Annotated in this window: 19 protein-coding genes; 9 read left to right on the top strand and 10 right to left on the bottom strand. The window is 46.6% G+C overall.

Annotated elements, in window-relative coordinates; translation table 11 throughout:
• Positions 1-3: 3 nt before the first annotated feature.
• Entirely contained in the window at positions 4-396 is a 393-nt protein-coding gene (gene msrB / locus FHQ23_RS09585) for a peptide-methionine (R)-S-oxide reductase MsrB (protein ID WP_139614125.1), read from the bottom strand.
• Positions 397-680: 284 nt separating this feature from the next.
• On the opposite strand from msrB, the gene gap reads away from it, so the two are divergent.
• The gene (gene gap / locus FHQ23_RS09580; protein WP_139614124.1) at positions 681-1676 is read left to right on the top strand and encodes a type I glyceraldehyde-3-phosphate dehydrogenase; all 996 of its coding nucleotides are present in this window, start codon (positions 681-683) and stop codon (positions 1674-1676) included.
• Between the two features lie 148 nt (positions 1677-1824).
• Here gap and FHQ23_RS09575 read toward each other — a convergent pair whose 3' ends face one another.
• The 4 genes from FHQ23_RS09575 to serB all read right to left on the bottom strand — a co-directional run bounded on the left by FHQ23_RS09575 (position 1825) and on the right by serB (position 5274).
• On the bottom strand, positions 1825-3342 hold the full coding sequence (locus tag FHQ23_RS09575; RefSeq protein ID WP_139614123.1) for a carbon starvation CstA family protein: 1518 nt from the start codon (positions 3340-3342) through the stop codon (positions 1825-1827).
• 225 nt (positions 3343-3567) lie between these two features.
• Entirely contained in the window at positions 3568-3741 is a 174-nt protein-coding gene (locus tag FHQ23_RS12415; RefSeq protein ID WP_176552295.1) for a DUF5363 domain-containing protein, read from the bottom strand.
• 33 nt (positions 3742-3774) lie between these two features.
• Entirely contained in the window at positions 3775-4266 is a 492-nt protein-coding gene (locus FHQ23_RS09570) for a YajQ family cyclic di-GMP-binding protein (RefSeq protein ID WP_132967631.1), read from the bottom strand.
• Positions 4267-4320: 54 nt separating this feature from the next.
• A complete protein-coding gene (serB, locus tag FHQ23_RS09565) occupies positions 4321-5274 on the bottom strand; it encodes a phosphoserine phosphatase (protein WP_139614122.1) in 954 nt (317 codons plus the stop codon).
• A gap of 86 nt (positions 5275-5360) precedes the next feature.
• Here serB and FHQ23_RS09560 point away from each other — a divergent pair, with 86 nt between their 5' ends.
• Positions 5361-6044, top strand: coding sequence for a YtjB family periplasmic protein (locus FHQ23_RS09560; RefSeq protein ID WP_267963679.1), 684 nt, complete (start codon positions 5361-5363; stop codon positions 6042-6044).
• An 88-nt stretch (positions 6045-6132) separates the two neighbouring features.
• Here the strand turns inward: FHQ23_RS09560 and rpsT are convergent, their stop codons facing one another.
• Positions 6133-6399 (bottom strand): 30S ribosomal protein S20, encoded by a 267-nt coding sequence (gene rpsT / locus FHQ23_RS09555; protein WP_132967633.1) that lies wholly within the window; start codon positions 6397-6399, stop codon positions 6133-6135.
• Between the two features lie 347 nt (positions 6400-6746).
• Between rpsT and murJ the strand changes: the two genes are divergently transcribed.
• On the top strand, positions 6747-8312 hold the full coding sequence (gene murJ / locus FHQ23_RS09550; protein WP_139614121.1) for a murein biosynthesis integral membrane protein MurJ: 1566 nt from the start codon (positions 6747-6749) through the stop codon (positions 8310-8312).
• A gap of 34 nt (positions 8313-8346) precedes the next feature.
• Complete coding sequence (gene ribF / locus FHQ23_RS09545) at positions 8347-9282, top strand: bifunctional riboflavin kinase/FAD synthetase (protein WP_139614120.1); 936 nt, start codon at positions 8347-8349, stop codon at positions 9280-9282.
• A gap of 277 nt (positions 9283-9559) precedes the next feature.
• On the opposite strand, the gene FHQ23_RS09540 is transcribed toward ribF, so the two are convergent.
• Together FHQ23_RS09540 and FHQ23_RS09535 are read right to left on the bottom strand one after the other, a co-directional pair.
• Positions 9560-10033, bottom strand: a complete 474-nt coding sequence (locus tag FHQ23_RS09540; protein ID WP_139614119.1) for a GNAT family N-acetyltransferase — start codon at positions 10031-10033, stop codon at positions 9560-9562.
• 11 nt (positions 10034-10044) lie between these two features.
• A complete protein-coding gene (locus tag FHQ23_RS09535) occupies positions 10045-10305 on the bottom strand; it encodes a type II toxin-antitoxin system TacA family antitoxin (RefSeq protein ID WP_139611398.1) in 261 nt (86 codons plus the stop codon).
• Positions 10306-10446: 141 nt separating this feature from the next.
• On the opposite strand from FHQ23_RS09535, the gene ileS reads away from it, so the two are divergent.
• From ileS to FHQ23_RS09515, 4 genes are all read left to right on the top strand, one after another.
• Entirely contained in the window at positions 10447-13269 is a 2823-nt protein-coding gene (ileS, locus tag FHQ23_RS09530) for an isoleucine--tRNA ligase (RefSeq protein ID WP_139614118.1), read from the top strand.
• 238 nt (positions 13270-13507) lie between these two features.
• Positions 13508-14002 (top strand): signal peptidase II, encoded by a 495-nt coding sequence (gene lspA / locus FHQ23_RS09525; protein ID WP_139614117.1) that lies wholly within the window; start codon positions 13508-13510, stop codon positions 14000-14002.
• A gap of 5 nt (positions 14003-14007) precedes the next feature.
• On the top strand, positions 14008-14952 hold the full coding sequence (ispH, locus tag FHQ23_RS09520; protein ID WP_139614116.1) for a 4-hydroxy-3-methylbut-2-enyl diphosphate reductase: 945 nt from the start codon (positions 14008-14010) through the stop codon (positions 14950-14952).
• A gap of 179 nt (positions 14953-15131) precedes the next feature.
• Positions 15132-15473, top strand: coding sequence for a ComEA family DNA-binding protein (locus tag FHQ23_RS09515; protein WP_139614115.1), 342 nt, complete (start codon positions 15132-15134; stop codon positions 15471-15473).
• A 73-nt stretch (positions 15474-15546) separates the two neighbouring features.
• Here FHQ23_RS09515 and FHQ23_RS12410 read toward each other — a convergent pair whose 3' ends face one another.
• A complete protein-coding gene (locus FHQ23_RS12410; RefSeq protein ID WP_157330551.1) occupies positions 15547-15696 on the bottom strand; it encodes a hypothetical protein in 150 nt (49 codons plus the stop codon).
• Between the two features lie 43 nt (positions 15697-15739).
• Positions 15740-17194: a membrane-bound lytic murein transglycosylase MltF gene (mltF, locus tag FHQ23_RS09510; protein ID WP_139614114.1), complete on the bottom strand. Its 1455-nt coding sequence runs from the start codon at positions 17192-17194 to the stop codon at positions 15740-15742.
• Positions 17195-17399: 205 nt separating this feature from the next.
• Here mltF and purL point away from each other — a divergent pair, with 205 nt between their 5' ends.
• Positions 17400-21353 carry a phosphoribosylformylglycinamidine synthase gene (purL, locus tag FHQ23_RS09505; RefSeq protein ID WP_139614126.1) on the top strand — a complete coding sequence of 1318 codons (3954 nt, stop codon included), beginning with the start codon at positions 17400-17402 and terminating at the stop codon, positions 21351-21353.
• Positions 21354-21602: the final 249 nt, after the last annotated feature.

Below are 21602 nucleotides of genomic sequence, written 5' to 3'. Positions count from 1 at the left end.
CTATTAACCTTCTATTATTTCGCCACTTTCCTGATTTTCGAAAATAAGTGAAACCGAGTTAACACAAAACCGTAAGCCGGTCGGCGGCGGACCATCATCGAAAACATGCCCTAAATGAGAATCACAGTGACCGCAACGAATTTCAGTACGGTGGCGTGACAAGCTGTAATCGTCCAAATAGCGGACCGCCTGCTCGGATACTGGTTGATAAAAACTCGGCCAACCGCAACCAGCATCAAATTTAGTGTCCGAGACAAATAGCGGCGAATTGCACAATAAACAGCGATATAACCCCATTCCCTGCTGCTGCAATAATTTTCCGCTGAACGGCAATTCAGTGCCTTGTTCTAGACAAATTCGCTGCTGTTCTGGCGTAAGTTGTTCTTTTGTTTTCATTGCTCCTCCCAAGGTTCTACATCAACCTTATTCTAAAACAAAAATCGCTAATATATCCTGTTTTTTCTGCTATAAAGCCATTTTATTATCTGCTATATTCTTTGAGCTATCTTGACTTGACGCAATAATTTGTTGTTTCGAACCAATACAAATCTGTGATATACTTCACACAGTTACATTGCGCTGCTACAACACGTTAAAATAGCATCAAATCAGTTATTTTTATGTGAAAATAACGGCAAAATGTAGTAATTTTGTTAAACATTAATGAAGGGTAAAATCTCATGGCAATTAAAATTGGTATTAATGGTTTTGGCCGTATCGGTCGTTTCGTATTTCGTGCATCTATCAACCGTTCTGATATCGAAGTTGTCGGTATCAACGACTTGATCGATGCTGATTACATGGCATACATGTTAAAATACGATTCCACTCACGGTCGCTTTGACGGTACAGTTGAAGTGAAAGACGGCAACTTGGTTGTTAACGGCAAAACCATTCGTGTTACAGCAGAACGTGATCCTGCAAACTTAAAATGGGATGAAATCGGGGTTGACGTTGCTGTTGAAGCAACAGGTTTGTTCTTAACCGACGAAACTGCACGCAAACACATTACTGCCGGTGCGAAAAAAGTGGTATTAACAGGTCCTTCTAAAGACAAAACACCAATGTTCGTTAACGGTGTTAACTTTGATACTTATGCAGGTCAAGACATCGTTTCTAACGCCTCTTGTACCACAAACTGCTTAGCGCCAATCGCAAAAGTATTGAACGACAAATGGGGTATCAAAGACGGTTTAATGACCACTGTTCACGCTACCACAGCAACCCAAAAAACCGTTGACGGTCCATCTGCCAAAGACTGGCGTGGTGGTCGCGGTGCGGCACAAAACATCATTCCTTCATCAACAGGGGCTGCAAAAGCAGTTGGTGTGGTCATTCCTGAATTGAACGGCAAATTGACCGGTATGGCATTCCGTGTTCCTACCACTAACGTTTCTGTGGTTGACCTGACCGTTAATCTGGCAAAACCAGCAACTTATGCAGAAATCTGTGCCGAAATGAAACGTGCTTCTGAAAATGAATTGAAAGGCGTGTTAGGTTACACCGAAGATGAAGTGGTTTCTACCGACTTCAACGGCTGCCCATTAACATCGACTTTCGATGCTAAAGCCGGTATCGCATTAACTGACACCTTCGTTAAAGTCGTTTCTTGGTACGACAACGAAATCGGTTATTCACACAAAGTGTTAGACTTGGTTGCTCACATCTCTAAATAATCAAGTCTTAAGCAACAATAAATTGAATACCGCACGTTAAGTGCGGTATTTTTTTGCGTTGAAAATAGAGTCTGTTGATAGTTATTTTAATTTGGACATAAAAAAACGGTCAGATTAACCTGCCCGCTTTTTATCATTAGGTTGAATGCTAACTTTGTGTTTCTGAGTCTGGATCACCGATGGCAATCGGTTTGATTAAGCCAAAGAAAGCGACAATAGCAATGGCAGATGATGCCAAACCTAAATAAACCGACAATTCATAATCCAAACCAAAGCCAATTTGTGCATTAAACAAGAACGTAGCACAGACCGCTGTCATAAAGACCGCCGGGATTGTGGCAACCCAGTGGAATTTGGCATAGCGGTACAGATAAGCCGCCGCAACCCACAACATCACCGTTGCCGTCGTTTGGTTTGCCCAACCAAAATAACGCCACAAAATTTGGAAATCAATTTTAGAGACCACAAAGCCAATCGCAAATAACGGAATCGCAATCAACAAACGTTTTGGCAAGCTGCGTTGTTCTAATTTGAAGAAATCAGCAATCAGTAAACGTGCTGCACGAAATGCGGTGTCGCCAGAAGTGATTGGCAACACGACTACGCCCAGTACCGCCAGAATTCCACCGAATACGCCCAACATACCAATAGCCGAGTCATACACCACTTTCGACGGCGTGCCAGCGGCAATCGCCGCATTCATCGCTTCGGAAGATTCATAGAAACTCAAACCGACCATACACCAGATTAACGCAATCACCCCTTCGCCAATCATCGCACCGTAGAAAATAAAACGCCCCTCACTTTCATTTTGGGTACAACGTGCCATCAATGGCGTTTGGGTTGCGTGGAAACCGGAAATTGCGCCACAGGCAATAGTGATAAACAACAACGGCCAAATCGGCAGATCTTTCGGATGTAAATTCTGTAAGAAAGTGCCGAAATCAACATCCATTCCTACACTGCGGAACAGCGGAATGCCTTCGAAGAATAAACCGAACAGCATACCAACGGTCATAAACAGCAGCAACGCTCCGAATAACGGATAAATCCGTCCGATGATTTTGTCAATCGGTACGAGGGTTGCCAATAAATAGTAGATAAAGATAATACTAGTCCAGATGACTAAAATAGTTCCGCTGCTGACACCGGATTCCTCATTTACTGCACCTGCCCCTATAGAACCGGAGCTCATTACTTCGGTTGTAATATTGGTCAGCAATGATGCTGGGCTGGCAACAAAGACCACACCGACCAGTAATAGCAGCAAAATCGCCAATACATTCATAAAGTGCTTGGCGGGTGCACCTAAATATTTGCCCGCTAAAAACGGAATATTGGCACCTTTATTACGGATACTCAGCATGCCACAAAAATAATCATGCACTGCTCCAGCGAAAATACAACCGAATACAATCCACAACATCGCCACAGGACCATACAATGCCCCTAAAATTGGACCAAAAATCGGGCCGGTTCCGGCAATATTCAATAGCTGAATCAACCAGATTTTTTTCTTCGACATCGGCACATAGTCAACGCCATCAGCCATATGGTGCGCTGGTGTGGCGCGTGCTGGGTTGATTTTGAAAATCTTTTCAATAATCTTGCCATACACAAAATAACCAGCCAACAATAAGCCTACACAAATGAGAAACCATAACATAATCAATACTCCAAAAAAGGAAGACATAAAGACGCTGGCATTCTAACAGAATTCGTATTAGGTGAAAGAATTGTAAATAGATAGTGCGTTTTTTTGCACAAAAATGTGACAAATCGCACATTTTTAAGACGTAAAAATAAGATACGCAAAGTGCGGTTTGTGCTATCTACTTATTTCATCAAACCGCACTTTGATAATTCGGGCGTCAACGCTAAATAAAAATGGTTAATCCGCTTTTTTTGCCGATTTTTCCGGTTCCGGATCTTGTTTGATAATCGGCACACAGCGCCGGCAGCCACCACCTTGATCAACGCCCATCTCTTTACATAGTTGGTTGTATTTCTCCAATAGGGTTTTGAACAGCCCTTTTTTGCCTGATGTTTGCTTATCGCTCACCATTTTCCTTTCCTCCGGCTTCAGTATTAACGTTGCTTAATCCCTGAAATTATTAAACTGGAACGGCTGTCCCAGCTCTGCGCCTTTCACCAGTTGAATCACCGCTTGCAAATCATCACGCGATTTGCCGGTCACCCGCACTTGATCGCCTTGAATCTGGGTTTGCACTTTGATTTTGGCGTCTTTCACCAGCTTGGTGATTTTCTTCGCCATCTCGCTTTCAATTCCTTGTTTGATCTTCACTTCCTTGCTATAAATCTTGCCGCTGTGCTCAAACTGCTCATCAATATCCAACGAATTATGCTCAATGCCACGTTTAATCATTGCACTACGCAAAATATCCAGTAATTGTTCCACCTGAAAATCCGATTCGCTGCTGACTTTGATTTTGACATCTTTTTCATTCAGCTCAATTGCGGCCTGTACGTTTTTGAAATCCCAGCGGTTAGTCAAATCACGGTTGGCATTTTCCACTGCATTGCGCACTTCGTGCACGGTCACTTCGGATACTATATCAAAAGAAGGCATAATGTCTTTCTCCTCAAATCTCAAATTTATGTTCAAATTTATGGTTTTTACTATTTACAACGTTTGCAAACGTTGATTGGCTTCCAATAATAGCAAAAGTGCGGTCAAATCGCTGTGATTAATCACAATCTGCGCCTGTTGCTGCACTTTCGGTTTAGCATGAAAGGCAATGCCCAAACCCGCTTGTGCCAACATCGGCAAGTCATTGGCACCGTCGCCAATCGCAATCGTTTGTTGTTTGCTTAAGCCGAATTGTTCACGCAAATCGTTGAGGGTTTGTGCTTTAAAATTTGCATCGACCACCTGCCCGAGTACTTGTCCACTCAGTACACCGTCGATAATTTCCAGTTGATTCGATACGGCGGCATCGAGTTTTAACGTCTGCTTTAAATAATCGGCAAAATAGGTGAAGCCACCAGAAGCAATCGCAGTGCGCCAACCGTGCTGCTGCAATACTTGCAACAACCGCTCTAAACCGGGCATTAACGGTAACGTCGACCGCACTTGCTGCAAAATCTGTTCCGGTGCGCCTTGCAACGTGCCAACCCGACGGCGCAAGCTCTGTTCAAAATCCAATTCGCCGCGCATCGCCTGTTCGGTGATCTCAGACACCAATTCGCCACAGCCTGCCAATTTGGCAATTTCGTCAATACATTCAATTTGAATCGCGGTGGAATCCATGTCCATCACCAGCAACCCTGCTGGCTGCAACCGTGCTTCGCCGTTCAACAACGCCAAATCCAAACCGCATTGATGGGCAGCATTCAGCCATTCACGTTGATATTCCCCGCGCAAAATCACCGCCGCTATTTGCTCGCTTGACCAAGCATCACACAGCCACAATGGCTGCTGAATTTGCTCCGCAAAAGCAAGCAACGTGGTTTTATCTAAACGTTTACCGTACAAAACAAACGGCTGCACCGCACTTGATGTCGTTGGTTTTCCATTCAATTCAGTCGGTAACGTTGTCCAAAAATCAGTTATCGTATTCAGATTGTGTTGTAGCATACTCGTTCCAAGTTATTTTACTGTGCTATAATCCGTCGCTATTAATAGCACAATTTCACGTATTTGAACATTTATAAGAGGCAACGTTGGTCTATTTGAATAAAGAAAAAATCATCAAATCAGTGCTGTTACTGACGATCATTTTAGCCTGCGGCGCCATTCTCAGTGTGATTTTGTATGGTGTGAATCAGTTTAAGGTCGGCTCGCAGCTCGCCAGTGTCAATCAGGTTTCCTATCTGTCGCACACTTTAGTTCGGCAACAGGCAAATCTGATGTCGGTGCTGTTGGCAAACAATGCCAAACAGGAAAGTTTGAGTGACAGTTTGGATCAATTCCAATTGCAGGAATTTGTGCTGGACGCTACCGTGTATTCGCCACAAGGGGCTATTTTGGCACAAAGCAGCAATCCGTTTAATTTTCGCGCCCGCATTGGCTTGGACGCCACCAACGATAGCGAAATCAGTAGCACCCAACAAATTGTCGAGCCGATTTATTCTGCTCGCGGCTTGCTCGGCTATCTGCGCGTGACCTTTGACACTCAATACGGACAAACTACCCAAGAAAAAATCAACGCTCTGTTTCACCATCTCTACGGCGAACTCATTATTGTGTTTCTTTGTGGCATATTGCTTGCCAGCAGCCTTCACTATTTTTTGCGCAAACGACGCAAAACAGTCGTCACACATAAAGTCGAGCCAAGTGCGGTCAGCAAACCCAACAGCCATGCTGCACAAGCGTTCCATTCCAAACGGCGGCGCTTTCGGGTGTAATCGCCAATAAACACGCTTTTATGGCAGCAAAAAACCGCACTTTGAAAGTGCGGTTTTCAATTTAAACCGTTTTAAACAACAAATAGAATTAAGCTGCTAATTTCTTGATATGAGCAGATAATTTAGATTTGTGGTTAGCCGCTTTATTTGCGTGGATCAGGCCTTTAGAAGCCATTCTATCCACCACTTTTTGCATTTCGACAAATGCGGTTTCGGCTGCGGATTTGTCACCGGTTGCTACGGCTGCGTAGGCTTTTTTGATGTAAGTACGCATCATAGAACGTTGACTTGCATTGTGCTGACGGCGTTTTTCAGATTGAATCGCACGTTTTTTCGCTGACTTGATATTAGCCAAGGTCAAACTCCCAAGAATTTCTGTAAAAAATGGACATAAAAATAAAGGCGTAAAATATGCCTGCTTTCTATGCGTTTGTCAAATAGTAATATGCACTTTGTTCGTTATCGCCGTGTATTGCCGCAACAAGACACGATTTAGGGTTGTAGCCACAGCGAAAACAGGGTTCGGACAAAAGAGCCACTTTCGCCATCTTTTCCCCACTTCACATGCTCTACCTTACACATAGGGGCGCAATTTTAGCAGTTTTTTTATGTGGAATATAGCTAAAAAACAAATTTTCTATACAATTAGCTCAATCATTCAACTTAAGTCATTCAACTTATTCTGCCATCAGAGATCCTGTTTTGAGTAAACCGTTATTGAAATCCGGCATTATCGTCAGCAGCATGACCCTGCTGTCACGGGTGCTTGGACTAATCCGCGACGTGGTGATCGCTAATCTGCTCGGTGCCGGTGCCGCAGCCGATATTTTCTTATTTGCCAACCGTATTCCGAATTTTCTGCGCCGTTTATTCGCCGAAGGTGCTTTTTCGCAAGCGTTTATCCCAGTGTTGGCGGAATATCGTAAAGAAGGCGACCTCAGCCAAACGCAAGAATTTGTCGCCAAAGTGAACGGCACGCTCGGCGGTTTGGTGGCGATTGTCACTGTCATCGCTATGATCGGCTCGCCGGTGATCGCAGCGATTTTCGGCACCGGTTGGTTTATGGATTGGCTCAATGACGGGGCGAACGGCTATAAATACGAGCAAGCCTCGTTGCTGCTGAAAATCACCTTTCCTTATTTATGGTTTATCACTTTGGTTGCGCTGTCGGGCGCGATTCTCAACACGCTCGGCAAGTTCGGTGTGATGGCATTTTCGCCGGTGTTGCTGAATATTGCGATGATCGCCACCGCACTTTTCCTTGCGCCACACATGGAAAGCCCGGATCTGGCACTGGCAATCGGGATTTTCCTCGGTGGTCTGCTGCAATTTTTATTCCAAATTCCGTTTTTAAAGCAAGCCAAAATGCTGGTGAAGCCGAAATGGGCGTGGAACGATCCGGGTGTAAAAAAGATCCGCACTTTGATGATTCCGGCGCTGTTTGGGGTCTCGGTCAGCCAAATCAACCTGCTGTTGGATACGTTTATCGCCAGTTTCCTGATGACCGGTTCCATCAGTTGGCTGTATTATTCTGACCGCCTACTCGAATTTCCGCTCGGATTGTTCGGCATTGCGATTTCCACTGTGATTCTGCCTACCCTCGCACGCCACCATGTGCATAATCAAAATAACACAGTCGTCAGCCAAGAGTTTCGCAATACCATGGATTGGGGCGTGCGTATGATTTTACTGCTCGGCATTCCGGCGGCGATTGGGATCGCAGTTTTGGCGCAGCCGATGTTGATGGTGCTATTTATGCGCGGCAGCTTTTTACTCAGCGATGTAATCGCCGCTTCTTATTCATTGTGGGCATTCACCAGTGCGCTGCTCAGTTATATGTTGATTAAGATTCTCGCCAACGGTTACTATGCACGACAAAATACCAAAACACCGGTACGCTACGGCATTATCGCAATGGTGAGCAACATGGGCTTTAACCTGCTGGCGATTCCGTTCGGTTATGTCGGCTTGGCGATTGCTTCGGCGATGTCTTCAACGTTGAATGCTTATCTGCTGTATCACGGACTTGCCAAAGCCGGCGTTTACCGTTTCAGCCAAACCACGCTATTGTTTGCCCTGCGATTGTTGGCGGCAGCAATCGGCATGGGTAGTTTTCTATTCTACTATTCTCCAACGCTCAACACTTGGGCAGCAATGGGATTATTCAGCCGTATTCATTGGTTGATCTGGTTGGTTTGTGGCGCCGGTTTGGTCTATTTTATCTTGCTGGCACTGTTCGGCGTACGCAAACAGCATTTTCGCCATTAACTTTAATTGGACTCTCTTTTGATTGGAACACCGTATGCAATTCATTCGTGGGATTTATAATTTACCTTTGCTACCGCAAGGCTGTGCGCTAACGATTGGCAATTTCGACGGCTGCCATTTGGGGCACCAACAAATTCTGACACACCTGAAACAAAAGGCGCAGCAGCTAGGCTTGCCGACGGTGGTGATGTTATTTGAACCGCAGCCAAACGAGTTTTTTTCCGCCACAAATGCCCCGGCGCGCCTGATGCGTCTGCGTGATAAATTACTCTTTTTACAGCAAGCCAGCATTGATTATGTGCTGTGCGTTCGTTTCAACCGCACTTTTGCTAATCTGAGTGCCGATCAGTTTATCCAACAGTATTTGGTCGAAAAACTACAGGTGAAATTCCTCAGTATCGGCGATGATTTCCAATTCGGCGCACAACGACAAGGCAATTTTCAGACGCTATTAAACGCCGGCGCAACCTACGGTTTTGAGGTGGAAAACAATGACAGTTTTACGCTGAATAACCAACGTATCAGTAGCACGTTAATCCGTAAAGCACTCGCCGAGGATGATTTGGCGCTCGCCGAAGCGATGTTAGGCAAGCCATACAGCATTCGCGGGCGGGTGGCGCACGGCAATAAGTTAGGACGCACCATCGGCTTCCCCACCGCCAATATCCACCTGCACCGCCAAGTCAATCCGATTCAAGGGGTGTATGCGGTCGACATTCTCTGCAAGTGCGGTCAACGCTATCAAGGGGTCGCCAACATCGGCAACCGTCCCACCGTCGATGGCGGCACCCGCCCGCTACTGGAAGTGCATATTTTTGATTTTAACCAAAATTTATACGGACAACCATTGGAAATTATTCTCCGCAAAAAAATCCGCAATGAAATCAAATTTGCTGATTTTACCCGGTTAACACAACAAATCGCTAAAGATGTACAGACGGCAAAAGATTTTTTTAAATTAAACGGTTAGGTGTACTGTACGCTAATGGACAAGGCGTTAAACAGGATTAGCAACAAGCCAAAAGTGGTATTAAAAAGCAGCCAATAACGGTGATGCCGGTGCACAAAATAATTTAGGTGTCATGTATGCGGAAGGAGCAGGCGTAAAATAAAACTTTCAGCTCGCCAAATCTTGGTTTGGCAAAGCCTGTGATAACGCGATCAACTTGGTTGTAATAATTATCGTAAACTCAATAAGCAAGGTTATTAAAGATCAAAGTGCGGTCTGAAAACCGCACTTTACCGATTCACAATTTCAGCATCAAAATCATATCGTCCAACGGTGATAGGCTGAAACCATGCGCCAAATAAAATTGCTTGGCGTTTTCGTTTAAGGCGTGAACCAATAAAGCACGCACACCGACTTGCTCGCTGATGCGATGCACACGCAAAATCACATCTTTTAATAAACTGGCACCAAGATGTTGTCCATGCAAACGCTGATCCACCGCTAAACGCCCTAAAACAATCACTGGGATCGGATTTGGCATATTGCGTCTGATCTTGCCGGTTGCGGCTTGGTGGGTTATCGAGCCTGAGGCGATGGCATAATACACCACCACAGTGTGGCTCTCATCACAAACCACAAAAGTTCGACTAGCTCGGCTCAACTGATTTTTGAGTGCGTTTTTCTGTAACCAGTGATCTAAAATCGGCTCGCCGCAAACAAAATCCTGCACTCGGTGCTTGGAAGTTAAAGGTTCAGGAGCACAATATTTCATCGTATTAGCCGCTATTCCCAAGGAGTGCGACGATTCAGCAATTTTTCCAGTTGAGGATTACTCGCAATCGGCTCATCCAACAACTGCACAAACCGGTTAAAACGCTCATCATCAAGCTGAAACAAGGTTTGATCCAAAATGACATTTTTAGCATACGCACAACTGACCTCTAACATAAAATCAGAACGGGTTTTGCCTAGCAAGGCTGCCGCCTGATCGATCAACTCACGCTGATTCGGCATTGCACGTAAATTTATTGGGGCGCTACGCATAAGAAACTCCAAAATATACAACCAATATACAAATATTAGCACTCTTTTTAAGCGGATCAAGTCTTACGCAAAAACTATCGAAAATTAACCGCACTTTGCGTATAATGTGGCGATTATTTGCTTAAAAACATGGAATGAATGATGTCTAACGAAAATACTGACTATAAAAACACGCTGAATCTGCCGGAAACCGGCTTTCCGATGCGTGGCGATCTGGCAAAACGCGAGCCGAAAATGCTGGAAAATTGGTATCAAAAATCGCTGTACCAAAAAATTCGCCAAGCGGCAAAAGGCAAAAAAAGTTTTATCCTGCACGACGGTCCTCCCTACGCCAATGGCACATTGCATATCGGACATGCGGTCAACAAAATTTTAAAAGATGTGATCATCAAATCCAAAACCGCATTGGGCTACGATTCACCGTATGTTCCTGGTTGGGACTGTCACGGCTTGCCGATTGAACTGAAAGTCGAGGGCTTGGTCGGCAAACCGAACCAAAAAATCAGTGCCGCCGAATTCCGCGAAGAGTGCCGCAAATACGCTGCCAGCCAAGTGGAAGGACAGAAAGCTGACTTTATCCGTTTCGGGGTTTTAGGCGATTGGGATAATCCGTATCTGACCATGAATTTCGATACCGAAGCCAATATTATCCGCACGTTGGGCAAGGTGATCAAAAACGGGCATTTGTACAAAGGCTACAAACCGGTGCATTGGTGTCTGGACTGCGCCTCCTCTTTGGCGGAAGCGGAAGTGGAATATGAAGAACACAAATCGCCGTCAATTTATGTGCGTTTTGCCGCTGACGATCAAAGTGCGGTCGCGGCTAAATTTAATGCCGGCGGTCATGGGGCAATTTCAGCGGTGATCTGGACCACAACACCGTGGACCTTGCCGTCAAATAAAGCGATTTCGATCAATCCTGAACTGAGCTACCAATTGGTACAAATCAGCACTGAACAGCCAGAGCGGTTGATTTTGGTAAAAGAGTTGGTAGCCGCCACAATGCAGGCGTTGGCGATCAGCGACTATACGGTGTTGGGCGAAGCCAAAGGCTGCGATTTGGAACTGCTGAGCTTTAAGCACCCGTTCTATGACTACAGTGTGCCGTTTATCTTGGGCGATCACGTCACCACCGAAGCCGGTACCGGCTTGGTGCACACTGCACCGGATCACGGCTTGGACGACTATAACATCGCACAAAAATACGGCATTGCGATGGTCAATTTGGTCAATGACGACGGCACGTTTAACCAGCGCACGCCGTTTTTCGCCGGGTTAAATGTGTTCAAAGCCAATCCGTTGGTGATCGAAAAATTAAAAGAGACCAACAGCCTGCTGAAAGTGCAAACCATCGCTCACAGCTATCCGCACTGCTGGCGCCACAAAACCCCGATTATTTTCCGTGCCACGCCGCAATGGTTTATCGGTATGGAGACCCAAGGGCTGCGCCAACAAGCATTAAAAGAGATTCAAGGGGTACAATGGATTCCGGATTGGGGACAAGCACGGATCGAAACCATGGTGGCAAACCGTCCTGACTGGTGTATTTCTCGTCAGCGTACTTGGGGCGTGCCGATGACCCTGTTTATCCACAAACAGACCGAAGAACTGCACCCTCGCTCATTGGAATTGCTGGAACAAGTGGCGCAACGCGTAGAAAAGCGCGGTATTCAAGCTTGGTGGGATCTAGATCCGAAAGAACTGCTAGGTGACGATGCCGAGCAGTACAGCAAAGTGCCGGATACACTGGATGTTTGGTTCGATTCCGGTTCAACCTATTCAACCGTGGTCGCCAGCCGTCCGGAATTTGCCGGCAAAGCCGCCGATATGTATCTGGAAGGCTCTGATCAACATCGTGGCTGGTTTATGTCGTCATTGATGTTGTCCACTGCCACCGATAACAAAGCGCCATATCGTCAAGTGCTGACCCACGGTTTTACTGTGGATGCACAAGGACGCAAAATGTCGAAATCGATCGGCAATATCGTTGAGCCACAAAAAGTGATGAACAGCTACGGCGCCGATATCTTGCGTTTATGGGTCGCATCCACCGATTATACCGGCGAAATTGCGGTGTCCGATGACAACTTTAAACGCACCGCCGATATGTATCGCCGGATCCGTAACACCATGCGTTTCTTATTGGCAAACCTGAACGGCTTCGACCCGAAAACCGACATGGTCAAACGTGAAGAGATGATCACGCTCGATCGCTGGGCGGTGGATTGTGCCTTGCAAGCGCAACAAGATATTGCCAACAACTACGACAATTATCAATTCCACTTGGTGGTGCAGCGCTTGATGCGTTTCTTCTCAATTGAGATGGGCTCGTTCTATCTGGATATTATCAAAGACCGCCAATACACCACCAAAGCCGACAGCGTGGCACGCCGCAGCTGTCAAACCGCACTTTACCATATTGCGGAAGCCGCTGTGCGTTGGATTGCACCAATTTTATCGTTCACAGCCGACGAAGTTTGGTCATATCTGCCGGGCGAACACAGTGAATTCGTGTTTACCGAAGAGTTTTACGACGGGCTATTCGCATTAGACTGCCATGAAAGCATGAACGACAACTATTGGCAGCAAATCCTCAAAGTGCGGTCAGAAGTCAACCGAGTTTTGGAACAAGCCCGTGCCGACAAAGTGATCGGCTCCGGACTGGAAGCGGAAGTTACGCTGTACGCCGACGAACAGCTTTTACCGCAGCTGCAACAGCTTGGCGCAGAGTTGCGTTTTGTGTTAATCACTTCAAAAGCTGAAGTCAAACCGTTAAGCACCGCTGATGTGGCAGTAGGCGAACTCAATGGCTTAGCGGTCAAAGTGATCCGCTCGCCGCACGAAAAATGCCCACGCTGCTGGCACTATTCCGACACTATTGGCAGCAACCCTACACATCCGCACTTATGCAGCCGTTGTGTGGAAAATGTGGACGGTGAGGGCGAAGTGCGTGAGTTTGCGTAACTGAAATAACATCAACTTGATTTGTGACAAAGTAGGGCGGATGATATATCTGCCCGAACTGAATTTTGCGCTTTTTCTTTTTATATTAAATACTTATGCCTGACTTTGAAAGCGGGCGGATATATCATCCGCTCCTACAATACACACATAATACGATGCATTTGAACAAATATTATAATACCAAGACACTGTCGGCTCAGTCCTCAAAAGTGTCCTTCCCATTTTAGAGATGTCATCAATGAAAAATAAAAGCGGATTGCCGTTTCTCTGGATCAGTATGGTTGCCTTTATTCTCGATCTGTTCAGCAAATGGATTGTGGTAAACAGCTTTCAACTGTATGAAAGCATGAATATTCTGCCGGTTTTCAATTTTACCTATGTGCGCAACTACGGTGCCGCATTCAGCTTTTTGGCGGATCATGGCGGTTGGCAGAAATACTTTTTTATTGTGCTGGCACTAGGTATTTCAGCGTTACTCATCTATTGGCTATACCGCAACAATGCCAGCAAAAAACTGATGAATTGTGGCTATGCGTTGATTATCGGCGGCGCTTTAGCCAATATGGTTGACCGCACTTATCATGGGTTTGTGGTGGATTTTTTGCATGTTTACTGGGAAAATTACCATTTCCCGGTGTTTAACATCGCCGATGTCAGTATTTCAATCGGTGCTGGTTTACTGATTCTGGATTACTTTATCAATCCGGAAAAGAAAAACAGTCAGAGTGAGTGATTAAGATGAAAATTATTTTAGCCAATCCACGCGGTTTCTGTGCCGGGGTTGATCGTGCGATTAGCATTGTCGAACTGGCATTGGAAATTCACGGTGCGCCGATCTATGTGCGCCACGAAGTGGTGCATAACCGTTTTGTGGTCAACGGGTTGCGCGAACGTGGCGCAGTGTTTGTAGAAGAACTGGACGAAGTGCCGAACGGAGCAATTGTAATTTTCTCAGCGCACGGGGTCTCACAACAAGTGCGGCAGGAAGCCAAAAGCCGTGATTTAAAAGTGTTCGATGCCACTTGCCCATTGGTGACCAAAGTACATATGCAAGTGGCGCGTGCCAGTCGCAAAGGCACTAAAGCAATTCTGATCGGGCACCAAGGGCATCCGGAAGTGGAAGGCACGATGGGACAATATGATAATCAAGACGGCGGCATTTATTTGGTAGAATCAGTGGAAGATATTGCCAATCTGCCACTCAGCCAAGCTGACGACTTGACCTTTATGACCCAAACCACATTGTCCATTAACGATACCAGTTCAATTATTGAAAACTTAAAAGAGAAATATCCGGCTATTCAAGGACCACGTAAAAATGATATCTGCTACGCCACCACCAACCGTCAAAATGCGGTTGCCGAGCTGGCGAAACAATCAGATTTAGTGATTGTAGTCGGTTCTAAAAACTCTTCCAATTCCAATCGCTTGGCCGAATTGGCGTCACGCATGGGCGTTGTCGCCAAGTTGATTGATGATGCCGATGATATTGATCCGAATTGGTTAAACGCAGTTAAGGTGATCGGTATCACCGCTGGTGCTTCTGCGCCGGAGGTTTTGGTGCAATCGGTGGTCAGCCGTTTGCGCGAGCTGGGAGCAACCAGTGTCGAAAATTTAGAGGGCTGCGAGGAAAATACAGTATTCGAAGTGCCACGCGAATTGCGAATTAAGGCGGTGAGCTGACCGCACTTTGCAGCGTTGTTTTCATCATATTTTTTACCCGTTTTGCGATCTGGATCGGGAGAATTGCTGCTCGGATTCGAACCGCTAGAGAAATAGAGGCATAGTGACGCTGTCGATTTGATTCGGCAGCGTTTTTTTATTTCATTTATCTCAAGCAAAAACTGTATAAAGGAAACATTATGTCTACGTTAAAATCAAACCTTTGCAAATGGTCTGTTTTGGCATTTCTAGGTGCTATCACAACTCTGCCGTTGTCTGCGCAACAAACTGCGACAACCCCAACGACTGAAGCGGCTACCGAGCAAGCCCAAGCCCAAATAGTAACAGAGCGTATCAATTTGAATACCGCCAGCGCTCAAGAATTGGAGAAAGGTCTGCTGGGTATCGGGGCGAAAAAAGCGCAAGCGATCGTGGAATACCGTGAGAAAAACGGCAATTTCATCAGTATTGATCAACTGTCTGATGTCTCCGGCATTGGCAAGGCGACATTGGAGAAAAATCGTGATTTGTTGAGCCTATAAGCTATCACAAACAAAACTCGGCAGTTTCAGCTGCCGAGTAAAATCAACAATAGATCGGCGCAAAGTGCGGTTTTCACTGCTGTTCGACTAAAAACTGAAACCAGTGTCGCTCTTCAATTCGTGCTTTGATTCTTTTACGTTGACGCAAGCGCAACAGGCGGCGGTGATTGTTTTGCAATGAAAGCGATTTTTTCGGTTTAAAAAATACACGGGATCTTCTCATTCTACTCTCCTGCTGTTCTCTTCTTGTGCTGTCGATTTGCTGATTAGCCATGTTGAATTAAATATTGATCCGCAGTATTGCTGCCGGTTTCAGCCGGTGTCAGTTTGCGGTCGATGGCTTTTTCAATCTCTTTCAAGCGGTAATGCTTGCTGATGCTATTCATATAGCGGCGGATATTTTCCACATAGGCATGGGCTTCGTAGCCGCGCGCATAACCATATTTCAATTTGGAATAGTAGCGTTTTTCCGCCAACAGCGGTAAATTATTTTTTACGTCCAACCAGTTGTCCGGATTACCGCCCAGTTCTTTGGTCAAACGACGTGCGTCCAATAAATGCCCCAATCCCATATTATACGCCGCCAGTGCATACCAGATTTTATCGTCCCGATGAACGGTATTCGGAATTTGCCGCATCAGCAAATGCAAGTATTCGGCACCACCGCGAATGCTTTGTTCCGGGTCAGTTCTGTCCTGCACTTTCATTCGCTCTGCGGTATCCTTGGTCAGCATCATGATGCCACGCACGCCAGTCGGTGAAGTTGCAGCTTCATTCCAATGGGATTCTTGATAAGCAATCGCCGCCAAAGTATGCCACTCTAATTCGCCGCTATAACGCTTGAAATAGTCGATATATTTCGGCAATACGTTTTCAATAGCATCTAAATAAGTGCGGGCATCGACATAATCAAAGTTGCGCATATGGTTAAAATATTTCTCTTCCAAACGCGCCACCAAACCGGTTTCCAATGCACTGTGCATAAATTCCAGTGAGGCTGCCTGCAATTCGTTGTAGGTATTTTTTGAGAAATACCAGTGCACACTCGATTCTTCACTAACATCAAATGCCACATTCAAGTGCGGTTTAATCTGCTGCACTGAGGCAATATCAATCGAGCCGGCAATCGCATACGCTTGCTTACCTTCCGCAACCATTAATAGGATCTCTTCCTGTGTCATACTGTCATTGACCTGCCAGCTTAAGTTCGGAAACTGCTGTTTTTGCTGTTCAAGCAGTGTGCTCAGCTCCCCACCTGCTGGAATTAACATCGGCGAAGTCACATCGGCAAAGGTTTTAGGACGGGTTTCACCCATGCGATACACCAATTGCCAAGATGCTGAGGTGTAGCTTGGTCCGGTTTGAAAATCCTTATTTTTCTCCGTTTGATACCGCAGCCCTGCCGCCGCCATATCAATTTTTCCGCTTTGCAGCGCATCGAATAGTTGGTTGTTGTTGTCTAGACTGATAATCTGTAATTTCACCCCTAAATAATCCGCAAAGGCTTGACTTAATTCATATTCTAAGCCCTGTTCCACTTCATTGCCGATAAAATAATAGACCGGATTATTGACTGTACCGACCACCAACTCGCCTTTTTCCAATACGGTCACATAATGATTTTTCTCTTCCGACATCATTTTCTGCCACGGAAAAATCATATCTATTGCCCATAACAATAGACCGATCGCAAAAACCGCTCGTAATAGTAGTCCTTTCAACTCAATGCCCTGTTCACTATTTTTGAAGATAGCGCATTCTAACCGCTCTTTCAGCAAAAACCAACTGACTCAGCAGCGAAAAGGACGCAAAAGTTTTCCGTTACACCGCAGTTTACTTTATAATGTAGCTGTCGTTGGCAACGGTTGTTTTTCCAACAGCCGCTGCCTTCCCACCACTTTTCTCAACAATTGACGGTAAAAGATGATGATGCAAATTTTCCGCGGCTCTCCCGCGCTCTCTGATTTTCGCTTAAACCAATTAATGGCCCGATTCCGCCAAGCCGATCTGCCCATCAGCGATTGCTATGCCGAATATCTGCACTTTGCCGATTTATCGCAGGCACTGACGCCAACGGAAACCGAGCAGTTAGAGCAGTTGCTGGATTATGGTCCGACCTTGGCGGAGCATGAACCGAGCGGCAGTTGCTTTATCGTGATCCCACGTATCGGCACTATCTCCTCTTGGTCATCGAAAGCCAGTGATATTGCGCATAACTCCGGATTAGCGAAAGTCAAACGTATCGAACGTGGCCTCGCATATTACCTTCAAACCACTTCCCCACTCACCGAACAACAAACCGAAACCCTGACCGCACTTTTACATGACCGAATGCTCGAAACGGTCATCGAAGCCCCACAAGACGCCCAAGCCCTGTTCAGCCACGCCGCACCGAAACCCTTCACCACCGTGGATATTCTGCAACACGGCAGAACCGCACTGGAGCAAGCCAATCTCAATTTAGGTTTGGCACTGGCGGAAGATGAGATTGATTATTTACTGGAACAATTTACCCAACTCAAACGCAATCCGGTCGATATCGAACTGTATATGTTTGCCCAAGCGAACTCGGAACATTGCCGGCATAAAATTTTTAATGCTGATTGGGTGATCGACGGCAAAAAACAGCCGAAATCGCTGTTTAAAATGATCAAAAATACCTTTGAGCAAACCCCTGATTTTGTGTTGTCGGCGTATAAAGACAATGCAGCGGTGATGGAGGGGGCGAAAGTTGGGCGTTTCTTTGCCGACAGCGACGGCAAATACCGTTATCATCAAGAAGATGCACATATTTTAATGAAAGTGGAAACCCACAACCACCCGACGGCGATTTCGCCGTTTCCGGGCGCGGCAACCGGTTCCGGCGGCGAAATTCGTGACGAAGGCGCAACCGGTCGTGGTGCAAAACCGAAAGCCGGCTTGGTCGGTTTCTCGGTGTCTAACTTGCTCGTACCCAACTTCGAACAACCGTGGGAGAATCCGTTAAGCAAACCGAACCGTATCGCCTCAGCGTTGGATATTATGCTGGAAGCCCCACTCGGCGGCGCAGCGTTTAACAATGAATTTGGTCGCCCTGCGTTGCTGGGCTATTTCCGCACTTATGAAGAAAAAGTGAATAGTTTTAATGGCGTGGAAGTGCGTGGTTATCACAAACCGATTATGTTGGCAGGCGGGATCGGTAACATCCGTGGCGAACATGTACAAAAAGGTGAGATTCCGGTCGGGGCAAAATTAATCGTGCTCGGCGGTCCAGCAATGAATATCGGCTTGGGCGGCGGTGCCGCCTCTTCAATGACCTCCGGCAAATCGAAAGAAGATTTGGATTTTGCTTCGGTACAACGCGATAATCCTGAAATGGAACGCCGTTGTCAGGAAGTAATTGACCGTTGTTGGCAGTTGGGCGACGACAACCCGATTCTGTTTATCCACGATGTCGGCGCAGGCGGTCTCTCCAATGCGATGCCGGAATTAGTCAATGACGGTGGGCGCGGCGGCAACTTTGAGCTGCGCAACATCCTGAGCGACGAGCCGGGCATGAGTCCGTTGGAAATTTGGTGTAACGAATCGCAAGAACGCTATGTGTTGGCAGTGGCGGCGGATCAATTGCCGCTGTTTGAACAACTGTGCCAACGTGAACGTGCGCCGTATGCGGTGATCGGCGAAGCGGTGGCACAACCGCACTTGACCCTGAACGATAGCCACTTCAACAACAAACCGATTGATATGCCGCTGAATGTGCTACTCGGCAAACCACCGAAAATGACTCGTGATGTGCAAAGTGCGGTGGTGAATAATCCGCCGTTAAACACCGAAAAAATGGATGTCAAACAAGCCTTGCATCGTGTGTTACGCTTGCCGGTAGTGGCAGAAAAAACCTTCTTAATCACCATCGGTGACCGCTCGGTCACCGGCATGGTGGCACGCGATCAGATGGTCGGCCCGTGGCAGATTCCGGTTGCCGATTGTGCTGTTACCACCGCCAGCTTCGACAGCTACTACGGCGAAGCAATGTCCATCGGCGAACGTGCACCGATTGCATTGTTAGACTTTGCGGCTTCGGCACGCATGGCGGTTGCGGAATCGATCACCAATATCGCCGCCACCCAAATCGGTGATATTAAACGGATTAAACTCTCCGCCAACTGGATGTCCGCAGCCGGACACCATGGCGAAGATGCCGGTTTATATGCGGCGGTGAAAGCGGTCGGCGAAGAACTTTGCCCTGCATTGGGCTTAACCATTCCGGTCGGCAAAGATTCAATGTCGATGAAAACCACTTGGCAGGAAAACGGCGAACATAAACATGTGACTGCGCCGTTATCATTAGTCATCAGTGCCTTTGCGCGGGTGGAAGACGTGCGCAAAACCGTCACGCCACAACTCAGAACCGATAAAGGCGATAGCCGCCTGTTGCTGATCGACTTGGGCGAAGGCAACAACCGCTTGGGCGCAACCGCACTTGCGCAAGTCTATAAACAACTGGGCGACAAACCGGCGGATGTGGTCGATGCAACCAAGCTGAAAGGCTTCTATGATGCAATTCAACAACTGGTTGACGATGATAAACTGCTGGCTTACCATGACCGTTCAGACGGCGGTTTAATCACAACGCTTGCTGAAATGGCATTTGCCGGTCATTGTGGAATCAACGCTGATATCACCGGTTTATTTGATAGCAGCAAAGGCTGGGCTATCGAATTGGGTGCTTTAGATGCCGACCTTGAAAGACAAATCAGCGATTTCGGTATTTTATTCAATGAGGAACTAGGCGCTGTCATTCAGGTTGCCGAAAGCAATCTCAATGCGGTAAGAGCGGTGCTTGCAGCACATAATTTAGCTGAGTTAACTCACGACATCGGCACAGTCAGCAATAATGATGAATTTATTATCCGCTTTGCCGGGACAGAAAGATTAAATGAAAAACGTTCTGAACTGCGTGCTATCTGGGCGGAACTGACCCACCAAATGCAACGCCTGCGTGACAATCCAACTTGCGCCGATCAAGAGTTTGCAGCGAAAAAAGAGCCAGACGACAAAGGCTTCTCCGCCAAACTCAGTTATGACCCAAGCGACGACATCGCCGCGCCGTATATCGCCACAGGCGTAAAACCTCGTATTGCGGTGCTGCGCGAACAAGGGGTCAACAGCCATGTGGAAATGGCGACAGCATTTGACCGTGCCGGCTTCGATGCAATAGACGTCCATATGAGCGACCTGATGAACGGACGTCTCACGCTAGAGACATTCAACGCTTTAGTCGCTTGTGGCGGCTTCTCCTACGGCGACGTGCTAGGCGCTGGCGGCGGCTGGGCAAAATCGATTTTGTTCAATACCGCACTTCGCGATCAATTCGAAGCCTTCTTCCAACGTCAAGACACCTTGAGCTTAGGTGTGTGCAACGGTTGCCAAATGATCTCCAACCTTGCCGAAATCATTCCCGGCACCGAGGCATGGCCACGCTTTGTGCGCAACACCTCCGAACGTTTTGAAGCCCGTGCAGCGTTAGTGCGGATCAACGACAGCAATTCGTTGTGGTTCAACGGTATGGCAGGCTCACATATGCCAATTGCGGTTTCGCACGGCGAAGGTCGGGTTGAATTCAAAAACGATCAGCAATTGGCACAGTTGCGTGAACAAAACCTGATTATCGCACAATATATCGACAATAACCTGCAACCAACCGAAACCTACCCCGCCAACCCGAACGGCTCGGTTGACGGCATCACCGCACTTAGCAACCGTAATGGACGTGTCGCCATCATGATGCCACACCCTGAACGTGTGTTCAGAGCGGTCAGCAACTCTTGGTATCCGGAGGATTGGTCTGAAGACGGCGCATGGATGCGGTTGTTTAGGAATGCTAGGGTTGTGTTGAAATAGGTCGCGTTAGTGAAAGGGCGAGGCAATGCCTCGTCCTATTTTATATGAAGAGCTTATATCCATAAATACAACTTGGTGAGATTATTTAGAAATATACGAATAGCGTTGAGATAAGAACGCGTAGAAACGCTAATATATAAATATTTTTCTTTTTTCAGGTATTAATATGAATGTTTGGCATATAAAAAATTCCCCATATAAATCAAAAATTTTAAATAATAGTATCTCTTTTGGTGAAATATATTTATT

The organism is Testudinibacter crocodili (genome assembly GCF_006228025.1).
Classification (GTDB): domain Bacteria; phylum Pseudomonadota; class Gammaproteobacteria; order Enterobacterales; family Pasteurellaceae; genus Chelonobacter.
This window is presented reverse-complemented; position numbering and strand designations above follow the sequence as displayed.

What these genes read in the sequence shown, in the direction of transcription:
- msrB (WP_139614125.1), bottom strand. Translation starts at nt 396, where the DNA reads ATGAAAACAAAAGAACAACTTACGCCAGAACAGCAGCGAATTTGTCTA.
- gap (WP_139614124.1), top strand. Translation starts at nt 681, where the DNA reads ATGGCAATTAAAATTGGTATTAATGGTTTTGGCCGTATCGGTCGTTTC.
- FHQ23_RS09575 (WP_139614123.1), bottom strand. Translation starts at nt 3,342, where the DNA reads ATGTTATGGTTTCTCATTTGTGTAGGCTTATTGTTGGCTGGTTATTTT.
- FHQ23_RS12415 (WP_176552295.1), bottom strand. Translation starts at nt 3,741, where the DNA reads ATGGTGAGCGATAAGCAAACATCAGGCAAAAAAGGGCTGTTCAAAACC.
- FHQ23_RS09570 (WP_132967631.1), bottom strand. Translation starts at nt 4,266, where the DNA reads ATGCCTTCTTTTGATATAGTATCCGAAGTGACCGTGCACGAAGTGCGC.
- serB (WP_139614122.1), bottom strand. Translation starts at nt 5,274, where the DNA reads ATGCTACAACACAATCTGAATACGATAACTGATTTTTGGACAACGTTA.
- ribF (WP_139614120.1), top strand. Translation starts at nt 8,347, where the DNA reads ATGCAATTCATTCGTGGGATTTATAATTTACCTTTGCTACCGCAAGGC.
- FHQ23_RS09540 (WP_139614119.1), bottom strand. Translation starts at nt 10,033, where the DNA reads ATGAAATATTGTGCTCCTGAACCTTTAACTTCCAAGCACCGAGTGCAG.
- FHQ23_RS09535 (WP_139611398.1), bottom strand. Translation starts at nt 10,305, where the DNA reads ATGCGTAGCGCCCCAATAAATTTACGTGCAATGCCGAATCAGCGTGAG.
- ileS (WP_139614118.1), top strand. Translation starts at nt 10,447, where the DNA reads ATGTCTAACGAAAATACTGACTATAAAAACACGCTGAATCTGCCGGAA.
- lspA (WP_139614117.1), top strand. Translation starts at nt 13,508, where the DNA reads ATGAAAAATAAAAGCGGATTGCCGTTTCTCTGGATCAGTATGGTTGCC.
- ispH (WP_139614116.1), top strand. Translation starts at nt 14,008, where the DNA reads ATGAAAATTATTTTAGCCAATCCACGCGGTTTCTGTGCCGGGGTTGAT.
- FHQ23_RS09515 (WP_139614115.1), top strand. Translation starts at nt 15,132, where the DNA reads ATGTCTACGTTAAAATCAAACCTTTGCAAATGGTCTGTTTTGGCATTT.
- FHQ23_RS12410 (WP_157330551.1), bottom strand. Translation starts at nt 15,696, where the DNA reads ATGAGAAGATCCCGTGTATTTTTTAAACCGAAAAAATCGCTTTCATTG.
- purL (WP_139614126.1), top strand. Translation starts at nt 17,400, where the DNA reads ATGATGCAAATTTTCCGCGGCTCTCCCGCGCTCTCTGATTTTCGCTTA.